A 26,450-nucleotide genomic window follows, 5' to 3' on the forward strand; every position below is an offset into this window, starting at 1 on the left:
TTATTAGAGTCGTACATAATTTGCCTCGAAATGTTTCACGTGGAACATTTTGAGGTTCGCAGAAATTCCTTTTTTATGCTAAAATAACCTTATCTGCAGAATAATGGGGGAGTCATTATAATGAAAGAAAATAGAGTGAAGCGGATTTTAGGGGTTGTATTCGTTCTCTTTTTATTAGAAGTAATGCTATTGTTCTTCATATCTAATAAATATTTAATTTTAGCTGGATTATTGATACTCAACTTTATACTGATCAATCGAATTTTCTATTTGGTCAAAAAAATTGAAATATCGAATACAGAAAAAATTAGAGAAGCCAGTTCGATTGCAGAAAAGTCGTTGGATTATGCTTTCAACGAAGTATCTGTAGGGATCATAAATTATGATTCTACTACCAAAGAAGCGAAGTGGTTAAATCCTTTTGCAGAAGCTATTTTTCGGAAAGATGGACAAACACTTATTAGTCCAGAATTAATCCAGACATATGTATCACTAGCTGAAAAAGGCAAGGACATATTTAAAGTTGGTGAGCATGTTTATCGCTTTAATATTGACACAAGTCAAAATACAATTACTTTTAAAGATATTACAGAAGAGAGTAACTTGTACCATGAGAAAATAGAAATGCAGACAGCTATTGGGATTGTTTCAGTTGATAATTATGATGATATTACCGATAATATGGACGAAAAAGAGATATCGTACTTAAATAGTTTTATTACTACAATGGTTTCTGATTGGATGGATGAATATCATGTTTTTTATAAACGACTAAATGCTGAACGGTATTTTTTTATTGCACAGTTAGAAGATGTAAAAAAGATGATGGAATCAAAATTTCAAATTTTAGATAATATCAGAAAAGAATCTAGCACAAGAGAAATAGCGATCACACTAAGTATGGGAATCTCCTATGGTGGTGAAACGCTAAGTCAAACAGGAAATACAGCTCAAACGAATTTAGATACAGCTTTAGTCAGAGGTGGAGATCAAGTTGTTGTGAAAGAGGCGAAAGATAATGCTAAACCAATCTTTTATGGTGGACGATCAGCATCTGTAGCTAAGAGAACGCGCGTTCGTTCTCGTGCAATGAGCACCGCGATTCGTGGGATTTTATCTGAATCATCAGATGTTTATATCATGGGGCATCGTTTTCCAGATATGGATGCAATTGGTTCGGCCTTTGGGATGGCTCGATTAGCTAGATTTCACAATAAAGAAGCATGGGTTGTCTTAGATAAAAGGGAAAGTATTCCCGATGTTGAACGAGTGATGACCGAGTTGGAGAAGTATCCCGAACAGGCTAAGCAAATCATTACACCAAAAGAAGCAATGAAAAGAAAAACAGACAGTAGTCTGTTGATCATGGTTGATTACCACAAGCCCTCGCTTTCGATCTCACAAGAGTTATACGAACAATTTGATAAAGTTGTGATCATTGATCACCATCGGCGTGGCGATGAATTCCCAGTGAAACCATTGCTTACGTATATCGAATCATCTGCATCATCTGCATCAGAGCTAGTGACGGAATTGATCGAGTATCAAAGTAACGCACAAAAACGTTTAGACAAACTCGAAGCTACGTTGCTACTAGCTGGTATCGTTGTCGATACCAAGAGTTTCAGTGTTCGGACTACAGCACGTACATTTGACGTGGCTAGCTATTTGAGAACTTGTGGTGCCGATTCATCTTTAGTACAATATCTACTGAGTTCAGATTTAACAAGTTACTTGGAAATGAACAGCTTGATTGCTAAAAGTGAATATGTTACTCCAGATACAGTTATCGTTACAGGTAGTGAAGACAAAGAATACGATAGTGTCACGGCAGCTAAAACTGCAGATACATTGTTATCAATGGTCGGAATCAACGCAGCATTTGTCATAACTAAACGAACAGATAAACAAATTGGGATCAGTGCACGAAGTAATGGGTCAATAAACGTCCAACTAATTATGGAAAATCTTGGTGGAGGTGGTCATTTTACTAATGCTGCGGTACAATTATCTAATGAAACAGTAGCTGAGGTAAAAGAGCAACTGCTGAAAGTGATTCATCAAAATATAGATATAATGTATGATCCAGCTCCATAAGCTAGTCATGTTTTTAATGGTATCTAGCTTCACAGAAAAAGCTCTCTCAGTTTTTAAATAAGGAGGAATAATAGTATGAAAGTTATTTTTTTACAAGATGTCAAAGGCAAAGGAAAAAAAGGTGAAGTGAAGGAAGTACCTGCTGGGTATGCCCAAAACTTCCTAATTAAAAATGGATTTGCTAAAGAGGCAAATAAAGGCAACATCAGTGCTCTTGCTGGTCAAAAAAAAGCACAAGACAAGCATGATGCAGAAGTATTGGCAGAAGCTAAAAAAATGCAAGAGTTTTTAGAAAAAGAAGAGACTGTTGTAGAGCTTAAAGCGAAGGCTGGGGAAGATGGACGTCTCTTTGGGTCTATTCCTTCAAAACAAATTGCCGAGGCCTTAAACAAGCAATATAGCGTTAAATTAGATAAACGCAAGATCGAGCTGTCACAACCAATTCGTGCCTTAGGTTTTACAAAAGTTCCAGTGAAATTACATCACGAAGTGACTGCGACGATCAAAGTTCACGTTGTTGAAGAATAAAGAGTAAAAAACAGGGGTTTTCCTCTGTTTTTTGTTTATCATAATAATAAGAAATGACGCCAGATTGTCATTGTACTTTTTGGCTGTTTCTTGTTAAAATAGAAAGACTGAAAAGCGTAATTTTAGCTATAGGAGAGAAAAAAATGAATGAAGTATGGCAAGATCGAGTACCGCCGCAAAGTATGGAGGCAGAGCAGGCCGTTTTAGGGTCGGTTTTTTTAGATGCTGAGGTCATTATCGATGCTTTAGAATACATAGAACCCAAAGACTTTTATCGCCGTAATCATCAATTGATTTTTCAGACTATGCTTACCTTGAATGATCGAAATGAAGCAATTGATGTGATCACGATCAAAGATCGCTTGGAGCAAGAAAATTTATTAGAAGATGTCGGTGGCCTGAGTTATCTATCAGATTTGGCGTTGGCTGTACCGACGGCTGCGAACATCGTTTACTATGCGAAAATTGTTGAACAAAAATCATTGCTTCGCAATTTGATCCAAACCGCTACAGAGATTGTTACCAAAGGTTTTGAACAAGGTGAAGATGTTGAAACAATACTAGATGATGCAGAGCGTAGCATTTTAGAAGTTTCAGAAAAAAGAAATCGCAGCGGCTTTTTGTCGATCGCAGATGTTTTGAATACATCGATTGCCAATATTGATCAACTGTATCAAAATGATGAAGAAATCACGGGATTACCTACAGGATATCCTGCTTTAGATAAAATGACTGCTGGATTACAAGCAGAAGAATTGATTATTTTAGCTGCCCGGCCAGCAGTAGGGAAAACAGCCTTCGCTTTAAATATAGCGCAAAATATCGGAACTAAAACGGATCGATCGGTTGCTATTTTTAGTTTGGAAATGGGGGCCGAATCATTAGTGAATCGGATGCTTTGTGCAGAAGGTTCGATTGAAGCCGGCCATTTACGTACGGGTCAGTTATCAGAAGAAGAATGGCAAAACCTAATTATTGCAATGGGTAGTTTATCTAGAGCGCAAATCTATATTGATGATACGCCTGGTATTAAAATTACAGAAATTCGAGCAAAATGTCGTAAATTAGCGCAAGAACGCGGTAATTTAGGCTTGATTTTGATCGATTACCTACAATTGATTGAGGGAACCGGTCGTGAAAGTCGTCAACAAGAAGTATCTGAAATCTCTCGTCAATTAAAAAAATTGGCGAAGGAATTAAAAGTTCCTGTTATTGCCTTGTCTCAATTATCTCGTGGAGTGGAGCAACGTCAGGATAAACGTCCTGTTTTGAGTGATATCCGTGAGTCTGGATCTATAGAGCAAGATGCGGATATCGTAGCTTTTCTTTATCGTGATGATTACTATGATCGTGGTGAGGAAGGCGAGGATGGTGCTCGTGAAGAGCCGGAAATCGACAACGTGATTGAGGTTATCATCGAGAAAAACCGTAGTGGTGCCCGTGGAACTGTGGAACTGTTATTCATTAAAGAGTTCAATAAGTTCGCTTCGTTATCGCCTAGAGAAGAGTTTTAATTGTGAAATAATAGCCCGAGTAAGTGTCAACCGACGACTTACTCGGGCTATTATTTCAGCTAAAATCTGTTTTTAAAAGAGAATATTTATTTAAATCTCTAAACTTATCATACATAATAATATCTGATTTATCTGTTCCAACGAAAGAGAAGCCATTTTTTACTGCAACTGCATTACTGGCTTTATTTTCAGTATCAGCTCGGATACTTAATTTGTTTAATCCCATATCTTCAAAAGCGATCGCACAAACTTTTTTCACTACTTTTGACATAATCCCCTTATTGGTTTGAGACGAATGAAGCCAGTAGCCAAGTTCAGCTTTTTTATTATTGGTATCAATAAAATGTAAATCAATACAGCCAATTATATTCTGGTCAAAAGCAATTAGAAATAAACGATCGGTTTCATTGATATAGCCTTCTAATTTCATCTTGATATATTGCTCTTGTTGTTCAAAAGATGTTGTAGTATCAACAAAATCAAGGAATTTTCGTAAGTGTTTCCGATCTGAATCAATCACTTCGAAAAGTTCATGTGCCATAGATAACGTTGGCTGAACTAAAGATAAAGATTCGTCAATCTCTAAATAAAAATAATGTTTCATATCCCGAATAGACCTCCTAGTGAATTCATAATATATTATGGATGATTATAACAAAATGCAAATTCTTTACAAGAGAATAAATAAATTTTCGTTTTTTTATCTACTGTAAAATCATTTTCTGAATAATGTTCGTGTTTTACTCTATTTTCTTATTTCCAAAAAAATAACATTCGATTTTTCCTTGAAAGCGTTGTGTTTTATTGGTACAATGAATCAGGACAAAATAATTTAGAACGAGGTGTTCGAATGTCATCAGTTGTAGTAGTCGGAACGCAGTGGGGCGATGAAGGAAAAGGAAAGATCACGGATTTTTTAAGTGAGAATGCTGAGGTCATCGCACGTTATCAAGGCGGAGATAATGCAGGTCATACCATTAAGTTTGACGGTGTTACTTATAAACTACACTTGATTCCTTCAGGTATCTTTTACAAAGACAAGATCAGTGTGATCGGAAATGGTGTTGTAGTCAACCCGAAATCTCTTGTAAAAGAACTGGCTTATTTAAAAGATAATAATGTCACGACAGATAATTTACGTATTTCTGACCGTGCTCACGTGATTTTACCTTATCACATCCAATTGGATCAATTACAAGAGGATGCCAAAGGTGAAAATAAAATTGGTACTACAATCAAAGGGATCGGTCCTGCATACATGGATAAAGCAGCTCGTGTGGGAATCCGTGTCGCAGATTTATTAGATAAAGAAATTTTTGAAGAACGTTTAAAAATAAATCTAGAAGAAAAAAATCGTCAATTCGTTAAAATGTTCGACAGCGAACCAATTGCTTTTGAAGATATTTTTGAAGAATACTATGAATATGGTCAACAAATCAAACAATACGTAACGGACACTTCTGTTATTTTGAATGATGCATTAGATGCAGGTAAACGCGTATTATTTGAAGGCGCACAAGGCGTTATGCTAGATATCGACCAAGGAACATATCCATTTGTAACCTCATCAAATCCAGTTGCTGGAGGCGTTACGATCGGAAGCGGTGTTGGTCCTTCTAAGATCAATAAAGTCGTGGGTGTTTGTAAGGCGTATACATCTCGTGTTGGTGATGGTCCATTCCCTACAGAATTGTTTGATGAAACAGGAGAAACCATTCGTAAAGTTGGGAAAGAATACGGTACAACTACTGGTCGCCCACGTCGCGTGGGTTGGTTTGATACGGTTGTGATGCGTCATTCTAAACGGGTTTCAGGAATCACAAATCTGTCATTGAACTCAATCGATGTATTAAGTGGTTTAGACACAGTGAAAATCTGTACAGCGTATGAATTAGATGGTGAACTGATTTATCATTATCCAGCAAGCTTGAAAGAGTTAAGCCGCTGTAAGCCAGTCTATGAAGAATTACCAGGTTGGTCAGAAGACATTACTGGTTGCAAAACATTAGCTGATCTACCAGCGAATGCAAGAAATTATGTGCATCGTATCTCTGAATTAGTTGGCGTGCGTATTTCAACATTCTCAGTAGGGCCAGATCGTAATCAAACGAATGTTTTGGAAAGTGTTTGGGCACAAATTTAAATTTTAAAACGAGAGAGGGACAAGGTAAGAATTGTCTCTCTTTTTTTTCATTTTTCTCCAAATAGAAGTCTTTTTTGATTGCTTACGCATTTAATAACACATGAGTATCCATTGATTATGTGTTAAAATAGAGAAGGAATTAGGGAGGATTTAAAAATGACATTCAAATTAATGACAGATTCATGCTGTGATTTACCATATACATATTTAGGCGCCAATGATGTTGAGTTTATCAGTATGACGATTCAGTTGAATGGTAAGGAATTAGTGGATGATTTGGGAGAAACGTTCGACTATGACTGGTTTTTACAAGAAATAAAAACTGGTGGCATGCCAACAACTTCTCAAGTAAATGTAGGTCGTTATATCGAATTTTTTAGACCGTTTGTAGAAAAGCAGGTTCCCATATTGTATTTGGCTTTTTCTTCTGGATTAAGCGGATCATACCAAAGTGCCATGCAAGCTGTTGATATCTTGAAAGAAGAATACCCGGATGCTGTAATTTATGTTGTTGATACGAAAGCTGCTAGCCTTGGAGAAGGCTTGTTAGTCAGCGAAGTAATCGAGTTAAAAGCAACTGGTCATTCTTTAGACGAAATCCTACTATGGTTATCTGACAATACAATGACCGTTCATTCTTGGGTCACAGTGGACGATTTAAAGCATCTAGAGCGTGGAGGTAGGATTTCTAAAGCAGCAGCGGCAATCGGTGGTTTGATGAACGTTAAGCCGATCATTGTGGTAGATGACCAAGGTAAGCTGCAAAATATCGGAAAAGTCCGTGGACGTAGCAAAGCATTGAAGAAACTAGCAGATGAAACAGTCAAAGGGATGGTTGAACCGTTGAAACAAACCGTATTTATTGCTTATGCTGGTGATTTAGAAAGTGCAGAGAAAGTCAAAGTTTTGATCGAGGAGAAAATCCAGGTTAAAGAGATTCGTTTGCATCCACTAGGCCCTACGATCACTAGTCATACTGGGAATGGTTGTATTGCAGTTTTTTCAAGAGGTAAAAAGAGATAAAAATAAAACACCCAGTACATTCTTTGTGACGGGGTGTTTTTTTTATAAGTAAGGATGCTTTTATTTTGAACCAATAAAGCATATTATATTACTATATATTTTAAAGACTAAATTTCTATGGGAGGTATTTTTATTGAATTTCTATGGTATAGACTACTTGGAATCACAATCAAATCTCAATGATTATATCAAATATTTTTTTATTTTTGGTGTATTGATTGTAATGATTATTGCGTTTAGTTTGTATATGCGTCATCGTATTCAAACGAAATATCGAGATTTGAGTATAATCACTTTTTTGCTACTATTGTTTTTACTAGGTGTTCAGTATTCTGACTATACACAAAATCAAAGCAAAAATTCACAATCGTCTCAAATGGTCAATTTTGTGAAGCAGATATCAAAAGAAAAAGGGGTAGACAAAAAAGAGATTCTTGTAAGCTCAACTCAGTTAGTGGATGGAACACTTGTAAAAATCGAAGATAAATACTACAAGACAATATTAAGTACGGATCAAAATTCTTATGTCCTGGAAGAAGCGCACTTGATGAATTCAGATATTATAATTACGAAATAAGTTAAAGTAGAAAGGAAGATATTATGCAACTCTATAGTCCAATTATTATCAAACTTGGCTTGGGAATTATTTGTTTAATCATTCAGATTAATTTAATGGGAAAAGGCAACCTAGCACCTTCCTCAGCAATGGATCAGGTTCAAAATTATGTCCTAGGTGGAATTATAGGCGGGGTAATTTATAACGACTCAATAAGTGTACTACAGTTCGTTTTAGTATTGATTATTTGGACGTTGCTTGTATTGACTGTTAAGTTTGCAAAAGAACATAATCGATATGTAAAATATATTGTAGATGGTAGGCCAATCACTTTGATCAAAGATGGAAAAGTTGATGTGAATGAGTGTCTCAGGTGTGGGATTTCAGCAAATGAATTGATGTTTAAGTTAAGAGCGAATGCTATTTACGAAGTTGAGAATGTCAAAAGAGCTGTCTTAGAGCAAAATGGCCAGTTAACAATGATAGAATTCGGAGATGAAAGCATTCGGTATCCAATTATTGTAGATGGTCAAGCAAACTATGATGTGCTGGAATTAATTAATAAAGATATTGAATGGTTGGCTGAACAGGTTCAAAATGAGGAATATAAAGGAATTAATGAAATATACTTAGGTGAGTACCTTTCAGGTAAGTTGAAATTATATGGATACGAACAAAATAAAGCATAGTTGAATGCACTAAAATGAAATGAGAAGTCGATTATCGATTCTTTTATTTCATTTTATTTTTTTAAAATAAAATTGTGAAAATTTACATTAAATTTACATGCAAAATATATACACTTCATTCTGATAAAGTAAACTAAAAATCAATTCAGCAAGGAGGTAAGTTTTTGAGTATTTTTAAAAGAATTTTTCAAAGTATTATCAATTTAAAAAAGAGAACTATTATTCTAGGTATATTATTTATTATTGTTTCAGTCTTTTTAGTTTCTGGATCTTCTATTCAACACTCATTAAAAAAAATATTGAATGAAACAAAAAATCAAGTGAATCCAATTATATCAGTTGAGCTTGATTTGGACGCATTAATGAAAGAAATGTATGGTGGGGAATCAAGTAGTGATAAGCAAAATATCGATGAGCAATTCGTAAAAAAAATTAGTGAGTCGTCATATGTTAAAGACTTTTCAGTCTATAGTAATACTGTAGTAAGCACACAATTTTCAAGTACCGAATCAACGACTGTCCCAGATCAAGTGCCAGAAGGGTACGTAACACCAACTAATGAACTATCGATTTTAGATAGTACTAACCCAGATTTAGCAAAAACTAGGATAAAAGTAGTTGAGGGTAAATTACCCGATGAGTCTGATTTAGAAAATCCTATAATGATATCGGAAAAGTATGCCAAAGAACATAAACTTAAAGTTGGCGACTCATTGAATTTAGATTTGAGTTCCGGCTTCCAAGAAGACAAAACAAAAAAAGAAATGGACACAAAAATTTCAGGAATTTATACATTAACGGAAGAAAATGATTCGGTTTATCTAAGTAAAGAAAAAGAAACGTTTTATTCTACAAGAAAAGTATTGGATGATGTTAAAAAGATTCAATTTAAAGATGAGGGAATCAGTTCGCCGATCATGAATTACGAAAAGGTGAAAGTTGAACTAAAAAATCCTATGGATACGGATAAATTTATTTCAGAAATTAAATCGGGTGATGGTGATTTTTCATCGATTAAATTTAATAGCACCTACGAGCAATATAAAACAATAAGTAACATGATAGATAAAATCATGAATATTTTCTCTATTTTACAACTGGTGATCTTTATAGTAGCTGCAGTAATTGTTTCATTGATCATGTTACTGTCGTTACGCGAAAGAAAGTATGAAATAGGACTACTTTTAGCTCTAGGTGAAACAAAGTTTAACATACTACTACAAATGTTTTTAGAAGTCACAACAGTTTTAGTCATTAGCTTTATGATTGGATTCGGTATATCGAATTTTGTCGTGAATCCAATTGCAGCTGAAACGATCAACCAAGAAATGCAACAAACAATTTCAGATAGTAAACAAGAGCCAATGGTTCAGCGGGGACCAAATTATGTCGAAGATACAAGTGTAAAATTAGATACAGAAATTCAAATTCAAGAGCAAGATAAAGTACAAAATATTAAGATAGCAGGCTTTATTTTCATGGGGTTACTAGTAATCGTTCTATTTTCAACAACGATTCCAACAATGAGAATTCTCAAGAAAAGTCCAAAATCGATTTTATCAAGTACAGAATAAGGAGGCACAATATGCTTGAGGTCAAAAATTTATCTTATCGTTATAATGATCAAACGATATTGAAAAATATCAATTATTCATTTGAAAAAGGGAAAATATATTCAATTGTTGGAGTATCTGGTGTTGGAAAATCAACGTTTCTTTCTTTAATATCAGGATTGGAATTTCTTCAAGAAGGACAGGTTTTTTACAATCAGAATGAAGTAAGTAATTACGTAAAATATAGAAAGTCGATCAGTTATATTTTTCAATCCTTTAACTTAGTCTCATATTTATCAGCAATTGATAATATCAAGTTGGGTTTAGCGATCCATCAAATAAAAGATAGAAGTGTTCATCCTTTTATCCAATCAATTCTAAATCAGTTAGATATTAAAGGAGAGAATCAAACCAAGAAAAGTGCTCAATTATCAGGTGGTCAGCAACAAAGAGTATCAATTGCTAGAGCTGTTGCTTTAGATTCGGACTTGATTATTGCCGATGAACCAACAGGAAATTTAGATAGAGGCAATGCTAAAGAAGTGATGAATCTATTTAAACAATTAAAAGAAAAGGAAAAATGTATTATTGTTGTGACACATGATCCCATAATAGAACAACAATCTGATGTAGTTCTGACGATCAAGGAAGGGCAATTATTTAAATTAAATTAAATAATTTGCTATCCTTTAATAGAGGTGAATATTATGAAAAAATCAATTCTTCTAATAGAGGATACAGATGAAATCAGGAATGGGTTATGTTTGAGTTTAAAAAAAGAAAACTATGATGTGTCCGCTTTTCCAGATGCAGAAACGGCTTTGGTTTCTTTTGAATCAAAAAAGTATGATTTAATTTTACTCGATTTGATGTTACCTAAAATGAGTGGGGAAGAATTTTTAGACAGATTAGAGCATCATCAAATCCCTATAATTGTCATCAGTGCATTGAATGATGAATTTACGCAAATCAATCTTTATAATCGAAAAATTTATGATTATGTTGTAAAGCCATTTTCTGTAAATATATTACTATTAAAAATTGAGGCTATATTGAGACGTATCGAATCAAATGGCCCAAAATCGGCTAAAAAAATACGTTATAAAAATATTATGATTGAAATAGATAACTATATTGTAGAGAAAAATGGAGAAAGAATCACATTGACTGCAAAGGAATTTGAGATTCTGCAAGCTATGCTACTAAACCAAGGAAAAGTATTTTCTAGAGATGAGTTTTTAACGGCAATTTGGGGATATGATTACTATGTTGATTCCAGAACGATTGATGTTCATATTAAAAATCTTCGCAATAAATTGGGAAAAGATCTGATAGATACTCTCAAAGGAGTTGGCTACCGAATTGAAAAAGAATAAACCAATCCAGTGGCCAACGAAAGTAGTTATCGTTTTGTTTTCAGTAATCATGTCTTTTATCGTATTTTTTATAGTAATTGGTGTCATCACATTGAATCTAGGGAAAGAAATAGAAAAAGAGCAACAAGATATATTCGATAGAACAACTGTAAAAATACGTGAAATCATTGAAAATAATAAGGATTATAGCTATCTAAGGCCTTTCGTCGTTAATGGCTATCGGGTAATCATCACAAACTCAAATGGGAAAATTATTTATCCGCAAAATGATTCAGAACCATTTAACTACGATTTCAATATGTTGTTAGTGCCTATGAGAGGGATTGTTACGCAGTTCAAGGTAAATGATCTAAACGTTTATATAAGTTATCCAATTCAATTAACGCCTCCAGATATCAGCGATATAATATTGGAGTCTGTTCCATATGTCTTATTTTTAGCAGCTTTTAGCATAGCTGTCGTTATAACTATCTATGTTTCTTTATTTAAACGTGAAAGAAAAAAATTGGATGTTTTATTTGATCTAACCAAGAAGAATGTATCAAATGATGAAATAGTTGATCTCAATTTAAATTTGAGATTAGAAGAATATGCAGAAATCGAATTACAAGTAAAAGAGCTTTATTCAGAACTAAAGTTTGCCCAAAATAAGTTAGAAAAAGAAGTTCAACTTGTAAAAAAACTAGAATCGAACAACTCTGCTCTTTTAAAAGGGATGACGCATGAAATGAAAACCCCTCTTATGGCGACTAAATTATTGGTTAATCAATTAGAAAATCTGAATCAAGCAGAAAATACTCGAGATATTTTGATGGAGATCAATAACCAAATCAATAGTTTAGATCAATTAATTAGAGAAATATTATTCATCAGTCAAAAAAGTAACCTTAATCAACAGTCAGAACAGTCGTCAATAGAAATCATCAATGAGGTCATCCATCACTATGATGTACTGCTAAAGGATAAAAAACTAACGATCTGCCGTACGTTTAATCATGATTTTTTTATAAAACTAGACAGAAAAATTATTGAAAAAGTTTTTTCTAATTTAATCAGTAATGCGATTAATTACACGTTAGAAAATAGTACCATATTTATAGAAGTCACTGAAAATAGCCTAACGATTAAAAATAAAATACCAAATCATTATACCATTGACTTGCAATTAATAGGTGAACCCTTCGCAACGTTTAGCTCAACAAGTGGAACTGGGTTAGGTATTTATCTGGTTGAAACAATGCTGGCTACTTCGCCTTATACTTTGACAATCGAAATTCAAGAAGAAGCATTGTTTGTTACAAAAATAAGTATAGCAGAACAGCCTTTTAATTAAAAAACGAAAGGTGACTATTCTAGAGTAAAAAGTAGCTATACAGAATGTTACTTTTTACTCAGTATAAAGAAATAAAAAAAGAAACATATAGCGAATATTGGTATTGAATTAATCAAAAATATCTTGAATAGTCAATTTTAAATAGACAGAATATTCAATCTATTTAGTGTGCACAAAAATAAGTATGCTCTTATACATATGTAATTAACGAAATATAGTTAAAAATTAGGCCCTACTTTCATTTCTTATTTCTACGACAAATAGGAAACAAGAAAGATGATTAATTTGTGAAAAATAACTTAAATTTATCTATTAAATTAAATTTGTATTTATGTTAACTGAGAAATCTCTTAAAGTCAATAATCGTTTTTATCGAATATTTCAAAAAAGATTAAAAAAAATGAGAAAAAACAATTTTTTTGAAATTCTTTTTGAAAAAAACTTGCATTCCACTTTGATAAGCCGTCAAAAAAATCGTCAAGAAAGGATCAATTTACTATGGTAAGAAAAGGTGAAAATATTTATAAAAGAAAAGATGGTCGTTGGGAGGGAAGGTATATTAAACAACGAACGCCAGAAAAAAAAATAATTTACGGTTCTATCTATGGCAAACAGTATTCAGAGGTAAAAGAAAAACTAACATTTATCAAAGCTAGATATCTTACCTCAAATTGTTCTGTTGCTAGTTATAATGAAACATTTGAAGAATTCATTGGAAATTGGATGATGACAACGATGAGATATACTGTTAAACCTACAACGTACTCAAATTATACTAGACTGATCAAACGTCATATTATACCGAAATTAGGTGATAAAAAAGTTCAAAAACTCACACAAGACACAATTCAAGAGTTTGTCTATCATCTTGCTAAGCAAAATTTTGCTTCTGGTACTATCAAAAATATATTCAATATTTTAAAAAAGACCTTAAACTCAGCTGTAAAACAAAGCTATTTACTCCAAAATCCATGTGACAACATCATTCTTCCCAAAACTACAACCAAAAAAATAAATGCACTTACATTAGAAGATCAGAGGAAAATTGAAATGTTGGCTTTAGCAGAAAAGAAATGCTCCCCTGTTTTTTTAGCATTGTATTCAGGTATGAGAATTGGAGAAATTAGTGGACTAAAATGGGAAGATATTGATTTTGATAAAAATTTGATTCAAGTAAGAAGAACGATCACTCGAATAACCAATGAAAGTACAACACTAACAAAAACCAAAGTAATAGCGGGTTCTCCAAAATCGGATCATTCAGCCCGAATAATTCCTATGGCGGAAAACCTCAGAAACTACTTACTAGAAAAACGAAAATATACTTCAGGCTCATATGTGATTTGTTGTAATGGTGGATTAACAGAGCCACGAACAATAAATTATCGATTTAAAAAAATAGTTAATAAACTAGAACTTCCAGACATTCGTTTCCATTCTTTGAGACATACCTTTGCAACGCGTTGCTTGGAACAGGGTGTGGACATAGCAAGCTTAAGCCAAATATTAGGACATCATTCAATTAAGTTGACTCTGGATACATATGCTGATTCATTGCTAGAAAATAGGATAAACGCTATCGCAACAATAGATCATTTATTTTTAAAAGCTCAATAGCAAGTGTTGCCTAAATAATTCCGTCAAAGAAATGGTCAAAAAAAGAGGTAATTACTGTATAGAACAATAATCCGACTTTATTTCTTATTTGTCGTAGAAATAAGAAACGAAAGAATTAAGAAAGCTGCGAATAAAAAGAGAGAATCAGATAGTTTGCACATCGTTCATCATTTTTTATTATAGAGGGTTTGAACCATTAATAACAGTATTTTAACTGTTTACTTATGCACAAATTAAAAAATGTGTTGTAGAAGATAATTTGTTGATTGATATCAGAAAGGAAGAGTTAAAAAATGTACAAAATCGGCTATGTATCTTTGCCCAAAGAAGAGGAAGGTCAACTAATAAAAAGTTTTAAAGACCATGAACTTTCATTAATATCTTTTGAAAAAGAGGACATTATGAATCATTTAAATGAATTAGATGCTATTTTAATAAAAAAAAATGATATCTTGAGCAGTACAACAATATTTAGAATGTTGATAGAGATACGCAAGAAAACGACTAAGTTTTTATGGATTCTTTCTGAAGTAAAAGAAAATAGTGAACGTACACTATTTCTTGAATTGGGAGCTAATATGATATTTGATAGTTCTAACAATTTGGATGAAGTTGCGTTGATTCTTTCAAACAGCTTATGCACTGTGAAAGATGAAATGAGAGAACAAAATCTTCTAAGTAAAAGTTTCTCAAAAAAGAAAAAAAATGGGGCATCCTTTAAATTAATTCCCCAGAATCTTAGTGTACTTTTGGGCAATGGAGAAGAGATTTATTTGACAAAACAGGAATTTAAAACACTAGAAATACTTTACAGACATAGTAAGACGACAGTTACATATGAAGATATCCTAAGCGAAGTATGGAAAACAACAAGTAATGAAAATTACAGAAAATATCGTATAAGTAACTTGATATTCCATTTGCGCCAAAAGTTAGATGAACATAACGACTCACATACCTATATTAAAACAATTCGGTCAAAAGGCTACATGCTAGATATATGATAATGTTAAAAAAGCTGTCTGTCATGGCGGTTGAAATTGTTGAGTGAATGATTATCTCCACAAGAAAAATGACGGTGACGGAAGATTGGCCATAATGCTTTTCATTTTTTTGAGCTAAGAATAATATTTAGCAAATGAGAGAAAATTAACATTTTCAATCATACGTTTTGCTGTTTTAAACATTGAAGCAATGTTTAAAAGGGGATATCTAATTTTCTCATAATTTAAGGTATCAAAAAATAATATTCTTAGTAAGGAAAATGAAAATACATTGTACGTTTCAAAGACAGACGTACAAATAAATTTGAAGGGAGAGGAGTTGAAGAAAAAATGAAAATCGGAAAAAAGTCTTTTTTCTTAGGAATTGTCTTCTTAGGAATGATTGTTCTATTCGGATTTTTAGGTAAACAGTCATTAATCAAAGCAGAAGATGCACAAACTACAGAGGGAAACATAGCGACTGGAGAAGTTGATTTAACGCAATTTACGGGTAATGAAATAAGAGAAGTACAAAGTTGGGAGCAGCTGATTCGCGCTATAGATGATACTAGTGTCAAAGCGATAAGTATTACTAAGTCGTTTGAAACGCCTGATGATCCTAGTATCAGCGGTACATTAAATTCTATCAGTGCTGGTGCAACATCGAATGCCAATGCTACTGCTAATTTTAGGTACCTGACTAGAACAGGAATCGCTAGAAAATTAGTTATAGAGGGGAATAATAATACCATCGATTTCAGGTCATTGATGATTGGTTTTTATAACAATACAGTGACTGGAACAAATGGTTGGGATATTACTTGGCAAAATTTAAACGCTTATCATGGTAACTATTATGGATTTACTAGTTATGTAGATTTAAGTGCAGATAATCAGAGACTATCTAAGCTAACATTCCATAACCTCAAGGATACAGGTTCAGAATTACTCCATTCCCCATACGCACAAGTATATATGTCAGGTACTGTTGAGAATAATATGACACAATACTATACTTCCCCATTTCGAACAAATTGGCAAATTAACGCATTGGGTCAAGCAAATTTAGAAATATCCAATTTGACTTTAATGGAAAATGCCAATTTTAAAAGCAACACGATCAATTCTGGAAATATATGGTTGATGAATGGTGGATCATTAGTCTTGGATAAGAATTCAACAATGACGGTTACAACGGGACCGTCAAATGACTGGGGAGAAGCGTACGGACAAAATTTATATGTCGCAAATGGTAATGTTACGTTGAATGAAGGAGCGACTTTAAATCTAAATTCTCCAAAAGGAAAAACAGATTGGGGTTCATTGGATCTTTATTCAGCTAACTCCAAATTAACGATCGGTAAAAAAGCCGTTCTAAATATTAAATCAGATGGACGTTCTTCTGGTGGGACTGGTGATGCTAGAAGTATTATTTCCATGGGCGGCGGATCTTCTTTGATTGTTGATGAAGAAGGTGCTTTGAATATAGAAGCAACAAATATGGGCAACTCTGAAACGGATATTATCTATGCTAGCGGTGATGCGACGTTCAAAGTAAATAAAAAAGGAACTTTTAACATTTTAAGTGACAGTACCAATCCAGCTCAGAGTCTAATTCGCTTTGCGACTCAAGGATCAACCTTTCAGTTTGCGGATGCTCTAAGAGTTAACTTACAACGAACATCTGTACTGAACTCAGGTGATTCAGGCTTGGTTCGTATCGGAGGGACCCTTGGAAAACTAGATGTCGATATTCAAAAAGTTAATATATGGAATCTAGGAATCCTGGACGGGTTACCTAATAGAAGTTGGACGCCAATGTATGGCATGTTGATCAATTATAGTGACATTAACCCAACCATCACAAAGGCCTCTTCTCTAACAACAGCAAATGAAACGAGTTTTAAAAATCCAACGACTGGATTTACAACTAAAAACGTTCAACGTGTTTTGTATGAGTACATTCCTGATGTTAGTGTAAGTATTTTGAGCAAAGCGACAGATGATATCACTTCAACAGATTCAACAACAATCACTGGAACTACTAATCCAGGAGCATATGTCAGGTTATCAGATAAACCAATTGTTGATAGTGTGGGAGTATTGATCGATCCAGCTAAGAATAGTGTGAAAAGTCCAGTAACAAGTTCAGGACAAGACCCCTTATATACAGATAATTTTACTGTTCAGGCAGATGCTTCTGGGAATTATTCCTATACTTTGCCAGAGGGAAAACATTTTTCAGCAGGAACAACCATTACAGCTTACTCCTTTTTAGATGGTAAAACAGATACTGCAACTCAAGTTGTTTTAGACGTTACACCGCCAAAGGGAGAGCCTAAAGAGTATCATCTTGGAAAAGGTGATGCCAGACCAGATCCAAGTGTATTCGTTCAAAATCCCACAGATAGTAATCCAGTGCCACAAAATTTCACCTATAAATATACTGCAGAAACACTTGGTGAAATTGATACGCTTGTGGGTACTGTCGGTGAACATGAGGTTAAAGTCATTATAATGGATGATGCGAAAAACGAAACAGTTGTCACGTCTAAGCTAATCGTGCATGAAACAACAAATGGTATTGATGCACAAGATATCACGGTTGAGACAAACACAATCAAGGACATGACAGAAGCACAGCTAAAAGCACAAATTTTATCACAGAGCAACGTGTCTGCCCATAAAATAGTAGACGGTGTCTATACGGAGTTAACAGACAATGTTCAAGTCACTGACTTAGCTGGCTTGTCTCCAAGCAAGACGAGCGGGACATATCCAGTCGTTCTTACGGTCAAAGCAGCCGATTCTGGATTAGCAACAGATATCACAAAAGTGATTCAGGTTACAGTCAAACTGTCAGAACAAAACGTCAAAGTCCAGTTTGTTGATGAATCAGGTGTAAGCTTACACGAAAATGTTACTTTAAAAGGAAGTGTAGGTTCCACGATAGATTTAACGAAAGAAAAACAGGTGACAGATGCAATTACCTCGGTTCTTGCAGATCGTTATTTGCTTGAAACTTCTGGACGTCCAACGAATGAAACTGCGGTACCAATTGGGACGGAAGAATCTACAATCACGTATACATTCCAAGGCACATTATCGATTTATTCTGGTCCAACTGAAATTAATTTTGGTAGCCATGAAGTCAGTTGGAAAGGAACAAAAGATAATAACCCATCTTACGATCAACCTTTAGTAATTTGGGATAATAGAAAGAATCTAGATAACTGGAAACTATCTGTAAAACTTGAAGGCGAACTAAGTATGCCAGATAGTCCGACACATGTATTAAGTGGTGTTTTAAGTTATCAAACAGCTTCTGATAAGAAGGTACTATCGACTGATGCACAGGATGTACTTCAAGCAAAACATGATGCTTCTGGACAATATGATATTTCAACAAGAACTTGGGGGCCAGATAAACAAGGCCTTCGACTAGATGTCCCTTCTGGAGCAGTGAAGTTGACTGGAGAATACGAAACTACATTGATTTGGCGAGTAGAAGAAGCATATTAAGCGATGGAGGAAGAAATAAATGAAGAAAATTGCGAAAAAACGTTTCTTATTTGTCTCTATTTTCTGCTTAAGTTTATGCTTAGCTACTTTTTCAACTGTTTATGCTGAAGAAATAGGACAGATACAAACGAAGGCTGGAGTAGGGTTTTATGAATCTAGTAGCTCCGATAGTGGGACCGATACAACAAATACAACAGCAACATCGGCTACATCGGAAGCTGTCACAAAACCAAAAGGCAGATACCCATCAACAGGTGAACTAGTTAAAACTAGTTTAAGCATTAGCGGTTTGATTCTAGTTATCTTGGTTTTAATTCTCTTTTTACGAAAGAAAAAAGAAAAAAACACAGCAAGAAGGGAGCGTTAAAATAAAATGAAAAAAAAGCGCATTTTTATCCTTATTGTTGTAGCTATAGCGGTAACAAGTGTTAAACCATTAAGTGTATCTGCTGAAACAACTAGTCACTCAGGTAGTGGAACAGTGAAGTTCACGGGTGAGTACCCGAAAGAAATTGTTGATCCAGAACATCCTGATAAAGCTGCTGATCCAGGCTCAACGCCAACAACTGATGGACCGCTGAGGTTTGATTTTGTTCCTCATTTAAACTTTTGGAACAATGAAATCTCAGACAAAGACCAAACCTATTTTGCAAATGCACAACTATTTCTTGACGGAACAGGAGCAAGAGGGAATTTTGTTCAAATATCCGATTATCGTGAAAATAAAAGTGGATGGAGCTTACAAGTACGGCAAGAAACACAGTTGAAAAATGAGACAACCAAAAATAAAGAATTAAATGGTGCGGTCATTTCATTTGATCAATCGTGGACAAATTCGATCAATGATAGTATCTTTGCACCGATTGTGTCAAAAGAAGTTATTCGCATTAATAATATTGGCGAAACTTACGACTTAGCACAAGCAAAAGCTGGTACAGGTGAAGGGACGTGGTCTATTATCTTTGGCGCAACCATTGATAATCAACAAGGACGCAAAGACACACTCAGTCCGAGAATTAATCAAAATGGACAGCCAATCCTTGATCCTGATTTTAAGAATCAGCCAGTCTATCAAAACGAGGCAGTATCTTTAACCGTACCTGGGAAAACAAAAAAAGACCCAGTACAATATGAAACGGTGTTAACTTGGGTATTATCCGAGTTGCCATAAATTTAAAACAAATCCTAGGAGGAAACAAGAATGAAATTGACACACAAATTATGCGGAGCAGCATTATTAACAGTAATCGGAGTAGGACTAGCTTTACCATCAGTAGCAAAAGCCGATGGAGGAGATGCAAAAGTAAGCTCTTCAACAGGTAAGATTAAATTCAAACAAGATGGTACTGGAACTGATATTCCAACACCACCTGAAACAGATGGACCTGAAATCACACAACCACCGGTAAATCCAGATAACGGGCCTTTGAAAGTAATAACAATCGCACCTTTAGATTTCGGTACAAACGAAGTGACAACACCAACAGCTAACGGTTGGGAATACTATGCGAGCACATTTAAAACAACTGAGAAAGATAATGCAGATAATACTATAGAAATGCCTAACTTTGTTACTTTTAAAGATGAACGTGCAGATGATCTTCCAAATAAATATAAATTAACTGCAAAAGCAACGACGTTCAAAAATACAGCTGGAAAGGAATTAAAAGCAGCGACACTTACCTACGATAATATTCGCTTAACAACGACAGGTGATGCAGGCCAAATTAATCCTACAGCTGCAGCAAAAACGCAAGTATTAGCAACAGATGGAACGACTCCTACTGAATTTGTAAATCAAGATGCTGATGATAAAGGCTTTGGTCGTTTTGATTTAGTCTTTGGTAAAATGGCAGACGGAAATGCAGATAAATCTGTAAAACTCTCTATCCCAGCTGCAAATAACAAATTATCAACAGCTAGTGAATATACATCAACCATTACATGGACAATTGCTGACGCACGCTAAAAAAATTAGCTCAAAAGTAAGTTTGAACAGGGTCATCAAAGAGTAAGATGGTGATCCTGTTCACTTTGAAAGAAGGAACGTGAAGAGAATGAAGAGAAAATATTTAACGTATATTACTATTATTTTATACATAGCGATTACTCTGATAAGTAGGCCAAATGCTGCTTTTGCAAATGAAAGTAACAAACAAGATGCTAGCAGTGGTTTTAGCTACAAAGTAATCTACCCAGAAAATCAACATAAAGAAGTAAGTTACTTCGACTTAAGAATGACACCGGGTCAAAAACAAACGGTTATAATCCAATTAAGCAATAGCTCTGATAAAGAGATTACCGTAGATGTAGGTCTAAACAGTACAAAAACAAACAGCAATGGTGTATTAGAAAATGGACCATCTAACTTAGAAAAAGATTCCTCTTTAAAATATGATTTTGCAGATATTGTGAAAGGAAAAGAATCAGTAGTGATTCCACCAAAACAAACAATTGATTATCCCATTGATATCACAATGCCTGAAGTTACATATGACGGTGTTATTTCAGGTGGTATTTATATGATTGAACGAGATCAGGAATCTGAAAAGCAAGAAGGCATGATTAAAAATAAATATGCCTATTTAGTTGGCATGTTACTGACTGAAACGGATAATGAAGTCAAACCAGACTTGAAATTAAACAAAGTTTATGCAGATTTAAAAAATTATCGTAATGCGATCATGATTGATTTTTCTAATATACAGTCTGCCTACTTAGATGATATGACGGTAGACGTTCAAGTAATGGGCGCAAAGTCAGATGAAGTTTTGTATGATACAAAACAAACAAAAATGCGTATGGCACCTAATTCTAAAATAAAATTTCCTGTATCGATGAATGGTGAGAAAATGGTACCAGGGGATTATCGAGCACATATTTTGGTTACAGCGAAAACTGGTGAAAAGTGGGAATGGGAACAGAAGTTTACGATCACTAATGAAGAAGCAGATAAGTTTAATCAGGAAGATGTCAGCTTATTGCAAGAAAACCGAATAAATTGGCAACTAATCATACTGATTATTTTTGGTGTATTGATGTTGATTGTGATCATCTATTTCATTGTTCGGACACTTAATAAAAAGAAAAACAAGAAGAAAATCAAAAACAAAAAAAAAGCACCTAAGAGTAAGAAACGTTAAGTGTTCATAGGAGGATAGAAAGATGTTATTACTAGACTGGGTATTTATTGCAACACTATCAAGTGCTATCCTCTTTGCATTGTTTTCTTTATTTTGGTTATTTCGTCTGTTTCAAACTCGACAACACTTAGGAGAGTTATCGCATGTGAAAACAAAAAATGCACGAAAACGAAAAAAAATTAGACGGAAGATAAAAAAAACAACTGTAAAGCGAAAAAAACAACGTCGTAATGTTATTGCTTGTCTTGTTCTGGCTCTTTGTTTATGTGCTACGGCCTTCTATTCTCGATATTATCAAGCAACTAATTTAGGTGAACGAGATTCAGATGGAATCGTTCAGGGCTATTATTTACTTAATGAAACGATCAATCAAATTAATAGGCTAAGTGAAAATAATAATTCTGAGAAAGCTGAAAATAATTTGCGTGAATTAGCAGCAAAATTGTCTAGCTTTGGAATGCGAGGAGCCGATGGAAGATTAACAACGGAAGGGCAGCGATTGTTGTCGAGATACTATAATCAAGTGAAAGAACTTGGCTTAAATTTAAACAATCAAAGCAGCGAAATGATCGAAAATCCACAGACACGTGAAGAATATATTCAAGTAATTCAAAAGACACAAGTAACACAAAAGAAAATTATAGACTACTTTAAAGTCAATGAGCAGGCATTACAGCAAAAAAAGTAAGTGGATGATGAAGATGTCAAACAAAGAAACATTGAAGAAAAAGCCACAAAAAAAGAATGTCACCCAATCAAAGGTTGATTGGGAAAAGCCAGCTAAAGAAAAAAAGGTAAAACTCAAAAAGAAGCGTATTTCTACTAAAAAAAACGCGCCAAAATCAATGAAAGAATTTTGGAAGGAAATCCTTTTAACAATGGTTGTTGTATCGTTTCTTTTCACGATCTGCTCATTCACGATTTTTACCTTACCGAAAGTAGAAGGCTATGGCATGACGCCTGTCTTGAATAACGGTGATCGTGTTTTTGTGAATCGTTTAGGCACGATCCGGCGATTCAAACTTATCTATTTTAGAATACCAAATAGTAAAGAGACATCTATTCGACGAGTGATAGGTCTTCCCAATGAACATATTCAGTATAAAAATGATCAACTATACATCAATCAACAAGAAATTTTTGAACGTTTTTTACAGAATCAGTTGGATCACGCCAAACAAAATGAAGAGTTAGTAACAGATGATTTTCAATTACAACAATTACCAAATGTAAAGTATGACTATATCCCGAAAGGAAAATACTTAATCTTAGGAGATAACCGCCCCTACTCTACTGATTCTCGTTACTATGGTTTAGTAGATGAAAAAGATATCATTGGGACGGTTGAGATGAGAATTTTACCGTTACATAAGCTAGTCAGTTTCTAATTAAGTATGCATATAGGTAAGAAATAATTTTTCTGAAAGTCGTTCATAAGTAAAAACTAAGCGATACTCAATCAAGAGACAACGAGTAAAGTGCTTATAAAATAAATAGTTAAAGAATTCAATGGAGTGTAAAAAATCGGTATAAGTTCTTTAATTTTGTGATAATCGGACTCGTCTTTTATTTCTATGTAATCAGATTGAATGGGTAAAATTTTACTGTTACTATTCGCTGAGTTGCTCAGGTAAGTTGACTAAAAATATATTAGTTAAAGGAGGTGGGCAAAGTATCATGAAACAGTTAAGAGCTAAAGCTTCACTGGGCATAAGTTTTAATAAATATGCACTTGCCAGTTTTATTATGCCCATTTTAATTTTAGGAAGTGTCTACTTTTCAATTGGGATTTATCCAGGCAGCAAATTGAGTATCCTAGCAAGTGATGCTTTTGGTCAATATTCAAATTTTTTTGCAAGTTTTAATACAATGATGAAGAGTGATAAAAGTATTGTATACTCGTGGTCAGGTTCTCTGGGGTTAAATTATCTATCTTTTATCAGTTACTATCTAGGTGGAATTTTTACACCGCTTGTTTATTTTTTTGATAATCAAAATATGCCGGACTTTATTTATTTTTTAACTTTATTGAAAATTGGATGTATCGGCGTATCTTTTTGGTTTTTTTCTTCTCGAACTTTTTGCATTCCTAAATGGGGAGATATGATGCTTAGTATAAGCTATGCATTAATGGGATTTACTATTGCTAATTCTGAAGTCATTATGTGGCTAGATGGTATTCTTTATTTGCCACTGATAGCTTTAGGAATCAATCGATTAATGGACTACCATCGTCCAGCACTATTATTTTTCGGTTATTTTTTCTTATTTATGTCCAATTATTATATTGGTTTCATGGTAGGTATCTATTCATTTATGTACTTTGTAGTACGGTTGTTGACAGATAAAAAGCGATATGCAAAGAAATTTTTCAGTTATTTGCTTACAGCCATACTTGCTGGTGGTGCATCGATGGTATTACTTTTACCGGCAATGATTGATTTGAAAATGAACGGAGAGGCATTAACGGATATCGGCAAGCTAAAAACTGCTGCAACAGGACCATGGGACTTAGTGATAAAAAACATGATTGGTGTTTATGACTCCACTCGCTATGGCTCAATTCCGTTCATTTATGTAGGACTATTGCCAATCATATTTTGTGTATTCTTTTTCTCAACAAAAAAAATACCACGTTTAAGTAAAATTTGTTATGGAAGTCTTTTACTAGTATTGGTCCTTAGTTTTTATATAGAAGGATTAAACTTATTTTGGCATGGGTTTCATGCACCAAATATGTTTTTATTTCGTTTTAGCTTTTTATTTTCTTTTACAATTTTATTATTGGCAGGATTTGGTTGGTCCAACTATAAAAAAGAAGACTTTGAGCGGATTGTTAATATTTTTATAGGGTTACTTATATTTTTCTTGATTGTCCGTATTGTCACAGCAAAAAATGATGGATATGATTACTTGAGTTATACTTCTTTTATCTTGACGGTGTTATTTTTAGCTACTTATTTATCATTGTTCTTTTGGCATCATAAAATGAAAAGTAAAAAGATTCTTTTAATTGGTGTTTTCATAAGCATATTTCTAGTGGAGCTGAGTATCAATACGGCTTATTTAGTTAAGGGAATTGATGATGATTGGGGATATACAAACCGTTCTTTATATAATGAAGATTATTCAACTATTCAAAGCTTAGTCAAACAAGCGGAAAAAGAAAGTAATAATTTCTACCGATTAGAAAACGTGACAGCAATGTCTAATAATGAAAGTTTTCGCTACGGATATAGCGGTATTGGTATGTTTTCGTCAATTAGAAATCGCCACTCATCCTATTACATGAATACAATAGGATTTCGTTCAGCGGGTACAAACTTGCAGATTTATTATCAAAATAACACGTTAATTACAGATGCGTTGATGGGTATAAAATACAATATCGCAAACAAGCCAATATCAAAGGCGGGTTTTGAAAAAATTGGAGAAGAGGGCAAGAACTATTTATATGAAAACCAAAATGTATTACCTATGGGAGTATTAACAGACGGAAGAGTATACCAAAAAGACGTTTCCTCGAATCCAGAACAACTATTATCAGTTCTTTCAGGATTGGATGGAAAATTCTATAGGACGATTTCTCCAAAAATCGTTAAGATAGAGAATGCAGAGTTAACGACAGAAACAAAATATGGAAAAGAGATACTTGTTTTAAACGCAAAAGAAAAAGGGAAACCTATTAAGATTGAATGGAAAATTGAAATAGATGAGGCATCACAAGTCTATTTAGATTTATTACCTGCAAGCTATGAGAATCTTAGTCAAACGAGAGTAGAAATAAATGCAGATAAACAACAATCAAACACATCAATGGTCAAAACGGGACAGTATTATTCTTTAGGAAACTATCAAAATAAACAAGAGATTACTGCAAAAGTAGCCTTTGAATATGTGGATATTTTAGAATTATTTGAACCGAAAGTGTTAAGCTTAAACACAGAAAAATTTGCTGAAGCTGCTAAAAAAGCACAGGAGAACGGTGTAGAATTTAGGGTGTCTGGACGAAAAGCTTCTGCTGAAGTGGTTACTGAAGATGAACAAGTTCTTTTTACAACAATTGCGGCTGATAAAGGCTGGAAGGCTAAAATTGATGGCAAAGAAGTAGCTATCCGTACAATCAATGATGGCGTTTTGAGCATCATGGTTCCTTCAGGAAAACATCAAATAGAATTTGTGTACTTACCACAGGGATTCAAGTTGGGAATGATGCTTTCAATTTGTTGTGTAGTAATTTTTGCTGGATATCAATATTTGTTATTTAGGAATAGCCAAGAGCGAAAGTTCAAATAAAGTCTATTTAGGTAGTTAAGATACTTGCAACTAAAATTATCTGGAATATAGATTTAAAAAAAGGTCATGGAATATGT

The 26,450-nt window shown here is 34.0% G+C and carries 22 protein-coding genes; 21 read left to right on the forward strand and 1 reads right to left on the reverse strand.

Annotated features, from left to right (window positions below; genetic code table 11):
- The first annotated feature begins 120 nt into the window (after positions 1-120).
- The 3 genes from IGJ55_RS00125 to dnaB all read left to right on the forward strand — a co-directional run bounded on the left by IGJ55_RS00125 (position 121) and on the right by dnaB (position 4,139).
- The gene (locus IGJ55_RS00125) at positions 121-2,097 is read left to right on the forward strand and encodes a DHH family phosphoesterase (protein ID WP_430607001.1); all 1,977 of its coding nucleotides are present in this window, start codon (positions 121-123) and stop codon (positions 2,095-2,097) included.
- 75 nt (positions 2,098-2,172) lie between these two features.
- Positions 2,173-2,625 carry a 50S ribosomal protein L9 gene (gene rplI / locus IGJ55_RS00130; protein ID WP_069640116.1) on the forward strand — a complete coding sequence of 151 codons (453 nt, stop codon included), beginning with the start codon at positions 2,173-2,175 and terminating at the stop codon, positions 2,623-2,625.
- Between the two features lie 143 nt (positions 2,626-2,768).
- On the forward strand, positions 2,769-4,139 hold the full coding sequence (gene dnaB / locus IGJ55_RS00135; RefSeq protein ID WP_010766608.1) for a replicative DNA helicase: 1,371 nt from the start codon (positions 2,769-2,771) through the stop codon (positions 4,137-4,139).
- Positions 4,140-4,194: 55 nt separating this feature from the next.
- Here the strand turns inward: dnaB and IGJ55_RS00140 are convergent, their stop codons facing one another.
- Positions 4,195-4,743 (reverse strand): GNAT family N-acetyltransferase, encoded by a 549-nt coding sequence (locus tag IGJ55_RS00140; RefSeq protein ID WP_069640115.1) that lies wholly within the window; start codon positions 4,741-4,743, stop codon positions 4,195-4,197.
- Positions 4,744-4,989: 246 nt separating this feature from the next.
- Between IGJ55_RS00140 and IGJ55_RS00145 the strand changes: the two genes are divergently transcribed.
- The 18 genes from IGJ55_RS00145 to IGJ55_RS00230 all read left to right on the forward strand — a co-directional run bounded on the left by IGJ55_RS00145 (position 4,990) and on the right by IGJ55_RS00230 (position 26,373).
- Positions 4,990-6,282: an adenylosuccinate synthase gene (locus tag IGJ55_RS00145; protein WP_069640114.1), complete on the forward strand. Its 1,293-nt coding sequence runs from the start codon at positions 4,990-4,992 to the stop codon at positions 6,280-6,282.
- A 156-nt stretch (positions 6,283-6,438) separates the two neighbouring features.
- On the forward strand, positions 6,439-7,305 hold the full coding sequence (locus IGJ55_RS00150) for a DegV family protein (protein ID WP_430607003.1): 867 nt from the start codon (positions 6,439-6,441) through the stop codon (positions 7,303-7,305).
- Positions 7,306-7,438: 133 nt separating this feature from the next.
- Positions 7,439-7,882, forward strand: coding sequence for a DUF3290 domain-containing protein (locus tag IGJ55_RS00155; RefSeq protein ID WP_430607005.1), 444 nt, complete (start codon positions 7,439-7,441; stop codon positions 7,880-7,882).
- Positions 7,883-7,905: 23 nt separating this feature from the next.
- Positions 7,906-8,550, forward strand: coding sequence for a DUF421 domain-containing protein (locus IGJ55_RS00160; RefSeq protein WP_069639438.1), 645 nt, complete (start codon positions 7,906-7,908; stop codon positions 8,548-8,550).
- Between the two features lie 164 nt (positions 8,551-8,714).
- Positions 8,715-10,124: an ABC transporter permease gene (locus tag IGJ55_RS00165; RefSeq protein WP_207121790.1), complete on the forward strand. Its 1,410-nt coding sequence runs from the start codon at positions 8,715-8,717 to the stop codon at positions 10,122-10,124.
- An 11-nt stretch (positions 10,125-10,135) separates the two neighbouring features.
- Positions 10,136-10,777, forward strand: coding sequence for an ABC transporter ATP-binding protein (locus IGJ55_RS00170; RefSeq protein ID WP_069639440.1), 642 nt, complete (start codon positions 10,136-10,138; stop codon positions 10,775-10,777).
- Between the two features lie 33 nt (positions 10,778-10,810).
- A complete protein-coding gene (locus tag IGJ55_RS00175) occupies positions 10,811-11,479 on the forward strand; it encodes a response regulator transcription factor (RefSeq protein ID WP_430607007.1) in 669 nt (222 codons plus the stop codon).
- The gene (locus tag IGJ55_RS00180) at positions 11,466-12,812 is read left to right on the forward strand and encodes a sensor histidine kinase (RefSeq protein ID WP_207121789.1); all 1,347 of its coding nucleotides are present in this window, start codon (positions 11,466-11,468) and stop codon (positions 12,810-12,812) included. Before IGJ55_RS00175 ends, IGJ55_RS00180 begins: the two co-directional genes overlap by 14 nt.
- 498 nt (positions 12,813-13,310) lie before the next feature.
- Positions 13,311-14,429 carry a tyrosine-type recombinase/integrase gene (locus IGJ55_RS00185; protein ID WP_069639443.1) on the forward strand — a complete coding sequence of 373 codons (1,119 nt, stop codon included), beginning with the start codon at positions 13,311-13,313 and terminating at the stop codon, positions 14,427-14,429.
- 293 nt (positions 14,430-14,722) lie between these two features.
- On the forward strand, positions 14,723-15,433 hold the full coding sequence (locus tag IGJ55_RS00190; protein WP_083244319.1) for a winged helix-turn-helix domain-containing protein: 711 nt from the start codon (positions 14,723-14,725) through the stop codon (positions 15,431-15,433).
- A gap of 330 nt (positions 15,434-15,763) precedes the next feature.
- Complete coding sequence (locus IGJ55_RS00195; RefSeq protein ID WP_430607010.1) at positions 15,764-18,934, forward strand: pectate lyase-like adhesive domain-containing protein; 3,171 nt, start codon at positions 15,764-15,766, stop codon at positions 18,932-18,934.
- Positions 18,935-18,953: 19 nt separating this feature from the next.
- Positions 18,954-19,301: an LPXTG cell wall anchor domain-containing protein gene (locus IGJ55_RS00200; protein WP_069639445.1), complete on the forward strand. Its 348-nt coding sequence runs from the start codon at positions 18,954-18,956 to the stop codon at positions 19,299-19,301.
- A 6-nt stretch (positions 19,302-19,307) separates the two neighbouring features.
- Positions 19,308-20,105 (forward strand): WxL domain-containing protein, encoded by a 798-nt coding sequence (locus IGJ55_RS00205; RefSeq protein ID WP_069639446.1) that lies wholly within the window; start codon positions 19,308-19,310, stop codon positions 20,103-20,105.
- Between the two features lie 30 nt (positions 20,106-20,135).
- Positions 20,136-20,903: a WxL domain-containing protein gene (locus tag IGJ55_RS00210; RefSeq protein ID WP_069639447.1), complete on the forward strand. Its 768-nt coding sequence runs from the start codon at positions 20,136-20,138 to the stop codon at positions 20,901-20,903.
- Positions 20,904-20,991: 88 nt separating this feature from the next.
- Positions 20,992-22,077: a DUF916 and DUF3324 domain-containing protein gene (locus IGJ55_RS00215; protein WP_430607012.1), complete on the forward strand. Its 1,086-nt coding sequence runs from the start codon at positions 20,992-20,994 to the stop codon at positions 22,075-22,077.
- Positions 22,078-22,099: 22 nt separating this feature from the next.
- Complete coding sequence (locus IGJ55_RS00220; RefSeq protein ID WP_069639449.1) at positions 22,100-22,765, forward strand: hypothetical protein; 666 nt, start codon at positions 22,100-22,102, stop codon at positions 22,763-22,765.
- 13 nt (positions 22,766-22,778) lie between these two features.
- Positions 22,779-23,465 (forward strand): signal peptidase I, encoded by a 687-nt coding sequence (gene lepB / locus IGJ55_RS00225; RefSeq protein WP_069639450.1) that lies wholly within the window; start codon positions 22,779-22,781, stop codon positions 23,463-23,465.
- Between the two features lie 289 nt (positions 23,466-23,754).
- The gene (locus tag IGJ55_RS00230; RefSeq protein ID WP_207121784.1) at positions 23,755-26,373 is read left to right on the forward strand and encodes a YfhO family protein; all 2,619 of its coding nucleotides are present in this window, start codon (positions 23,755-23,757) and stop codon (positions 26,371-26,373) included.
- Positions 26,374-26,450 lie beyond the last annotated feature (77 nt).

The sequence above is a fragment of the Enterococcus sp. AZ170 genome, from assembly GCF_050545135.1.
Classification (GTDB): domain Bacteria; phylum Bacillota; class Bacilli; order Lactobacillales; family Enterococcaceae; genus Enterococcus_L; species Enterococcus_L ureilyticus.

Bases quoted from the DNA above. Each gene is read 5' to 3' on its own strand.
- IGJ55_RS00140 (WP_069640115.1), bottom strand. From the start codon at position 4,743: ATGAAACATTATTTTTATTTAGAGATTGACGAATCTTTATCTTTAGTT.
- IGJ55_RS00145 (WP_069640114.1), top strand. From the start codon at position 4,990: ATGTCATCAGTTGTAGTAGTCGGAACGCAGTGGGGCGATGAAGGAAAA.
- rplI (WP_069640116.1), top strand. From the start codon at position 2,173: ATGAAAGTTATTTTTTTACAAGATGTCAAAGGCAAAGGAAAAAAAGGT.
- IGJ55_RS00190 (WP_083244319.1), top strand. From the start codon at position 14,723: ATGTACAAAATCGGCTATGTATCTTTGCCCAAAGAAGAGGAAGGTCAA.
- IGJ55_RS00215 (WP_430607012.1), top strand. From the start codon at position 20,992: ATGAAGAGAAAATATTTAACGTATATTACTATTATTTTATACATAGCG.
- IGJ55_RS00150 (WP_430607003.1), top strand. From the start codon at position 6,439: ATGACATTCAAATTAATGACAGATTCATGCTGTGATTTACCATATACA.
- IGJ55_RS00170 (WP_069639440.1), top strand. From the start codon at position 10,136: ATGCTTGAGGTCAAAAATTTATCTTATCGTTATAATGATCAAACGATA.
- IGJ55_RS00195 (WP_430607010.1), top strand. From the start codon at position 15,764: ATGAAAATCGGAAAAAAGTCTTTTTTCTTAGGAATTGTCTTCTTAGGA.
- IGJ55_RS00200 (WP_069639445.1), top strand. From the start codon at position 18,954: ATGAAGAAAATTGCGAAAAAACGTTTCTTATTTGTCTCTATTTTCTGC.
- lepB (WP_069639450.1), top strand. From the start codon at position 22,779: ATGTCAAACAAAGAAACATTGAAGAAAAAGCCACAAAAAAAGAATGTC.
- IGJ55_RS00210 (WP_069639447.1), top strand. From the start codon at position 20,136: ATGAAATTGACACACAAATTATGCGGAGCAGCATTATTAACAGTAATC.
- IGJ55_RS00160 (WP_069639438.1), top strand. From the start codon at position 7,906: ATGCAACTCTATAGTCCAATTATTATCAAACTTGGCTTGGGAATTATT.
- dnaB (WP_010766608.1), top strand. From the start codon at position 2,769: ATGAATGAAGTATGGCAAGATCGAGTACCGCCGCAAAGTATGGAGGCA.
- IGJ55_RS00220 (WP_069639449.1), top strand. From the start codon at position 22,100: ATGTTATTACTAGACTGGGTATTTATTGCAACACTATCAAGTGCTATC.
- IGJ55_RS00125 (WP_430607001.1), top strand. From the start codon at position 121: ATGAAAGAAAATAGAGTGAAGCGGATTTTAGGGGTTGTATTCGTTCTC.
- IGJ55_RS00185 (WP_069639443.1), top strand. From the start codon at position 13,311: ATGGTAAGAAAAGGTGAAAATATTTATAAAAGAAAAGATGGTCGTTGG.
- IGJ55_RS00205 (WP_069639446.1), top strand. From the start codon at position 19,308: ATGAAAAAAAAGCGCATTTTTATCCTTATTGTTGTAGCTATAGCGGTA.
- IGJ55_RS00230 (WP_207121784.1), top strand. From the start codon at position 23,755: ATGAAACAGTTAAGAGCTAAAGCTTCACTGGGCATAAGTTTTAATAAA.
- IGJ55_RS00175 (WP_430607007.1), top strand. From the start codon at position 10,811: ATGAAAAAATCAATTCTTCTAATAGAGGATACAGATGAAATCAGGAAT.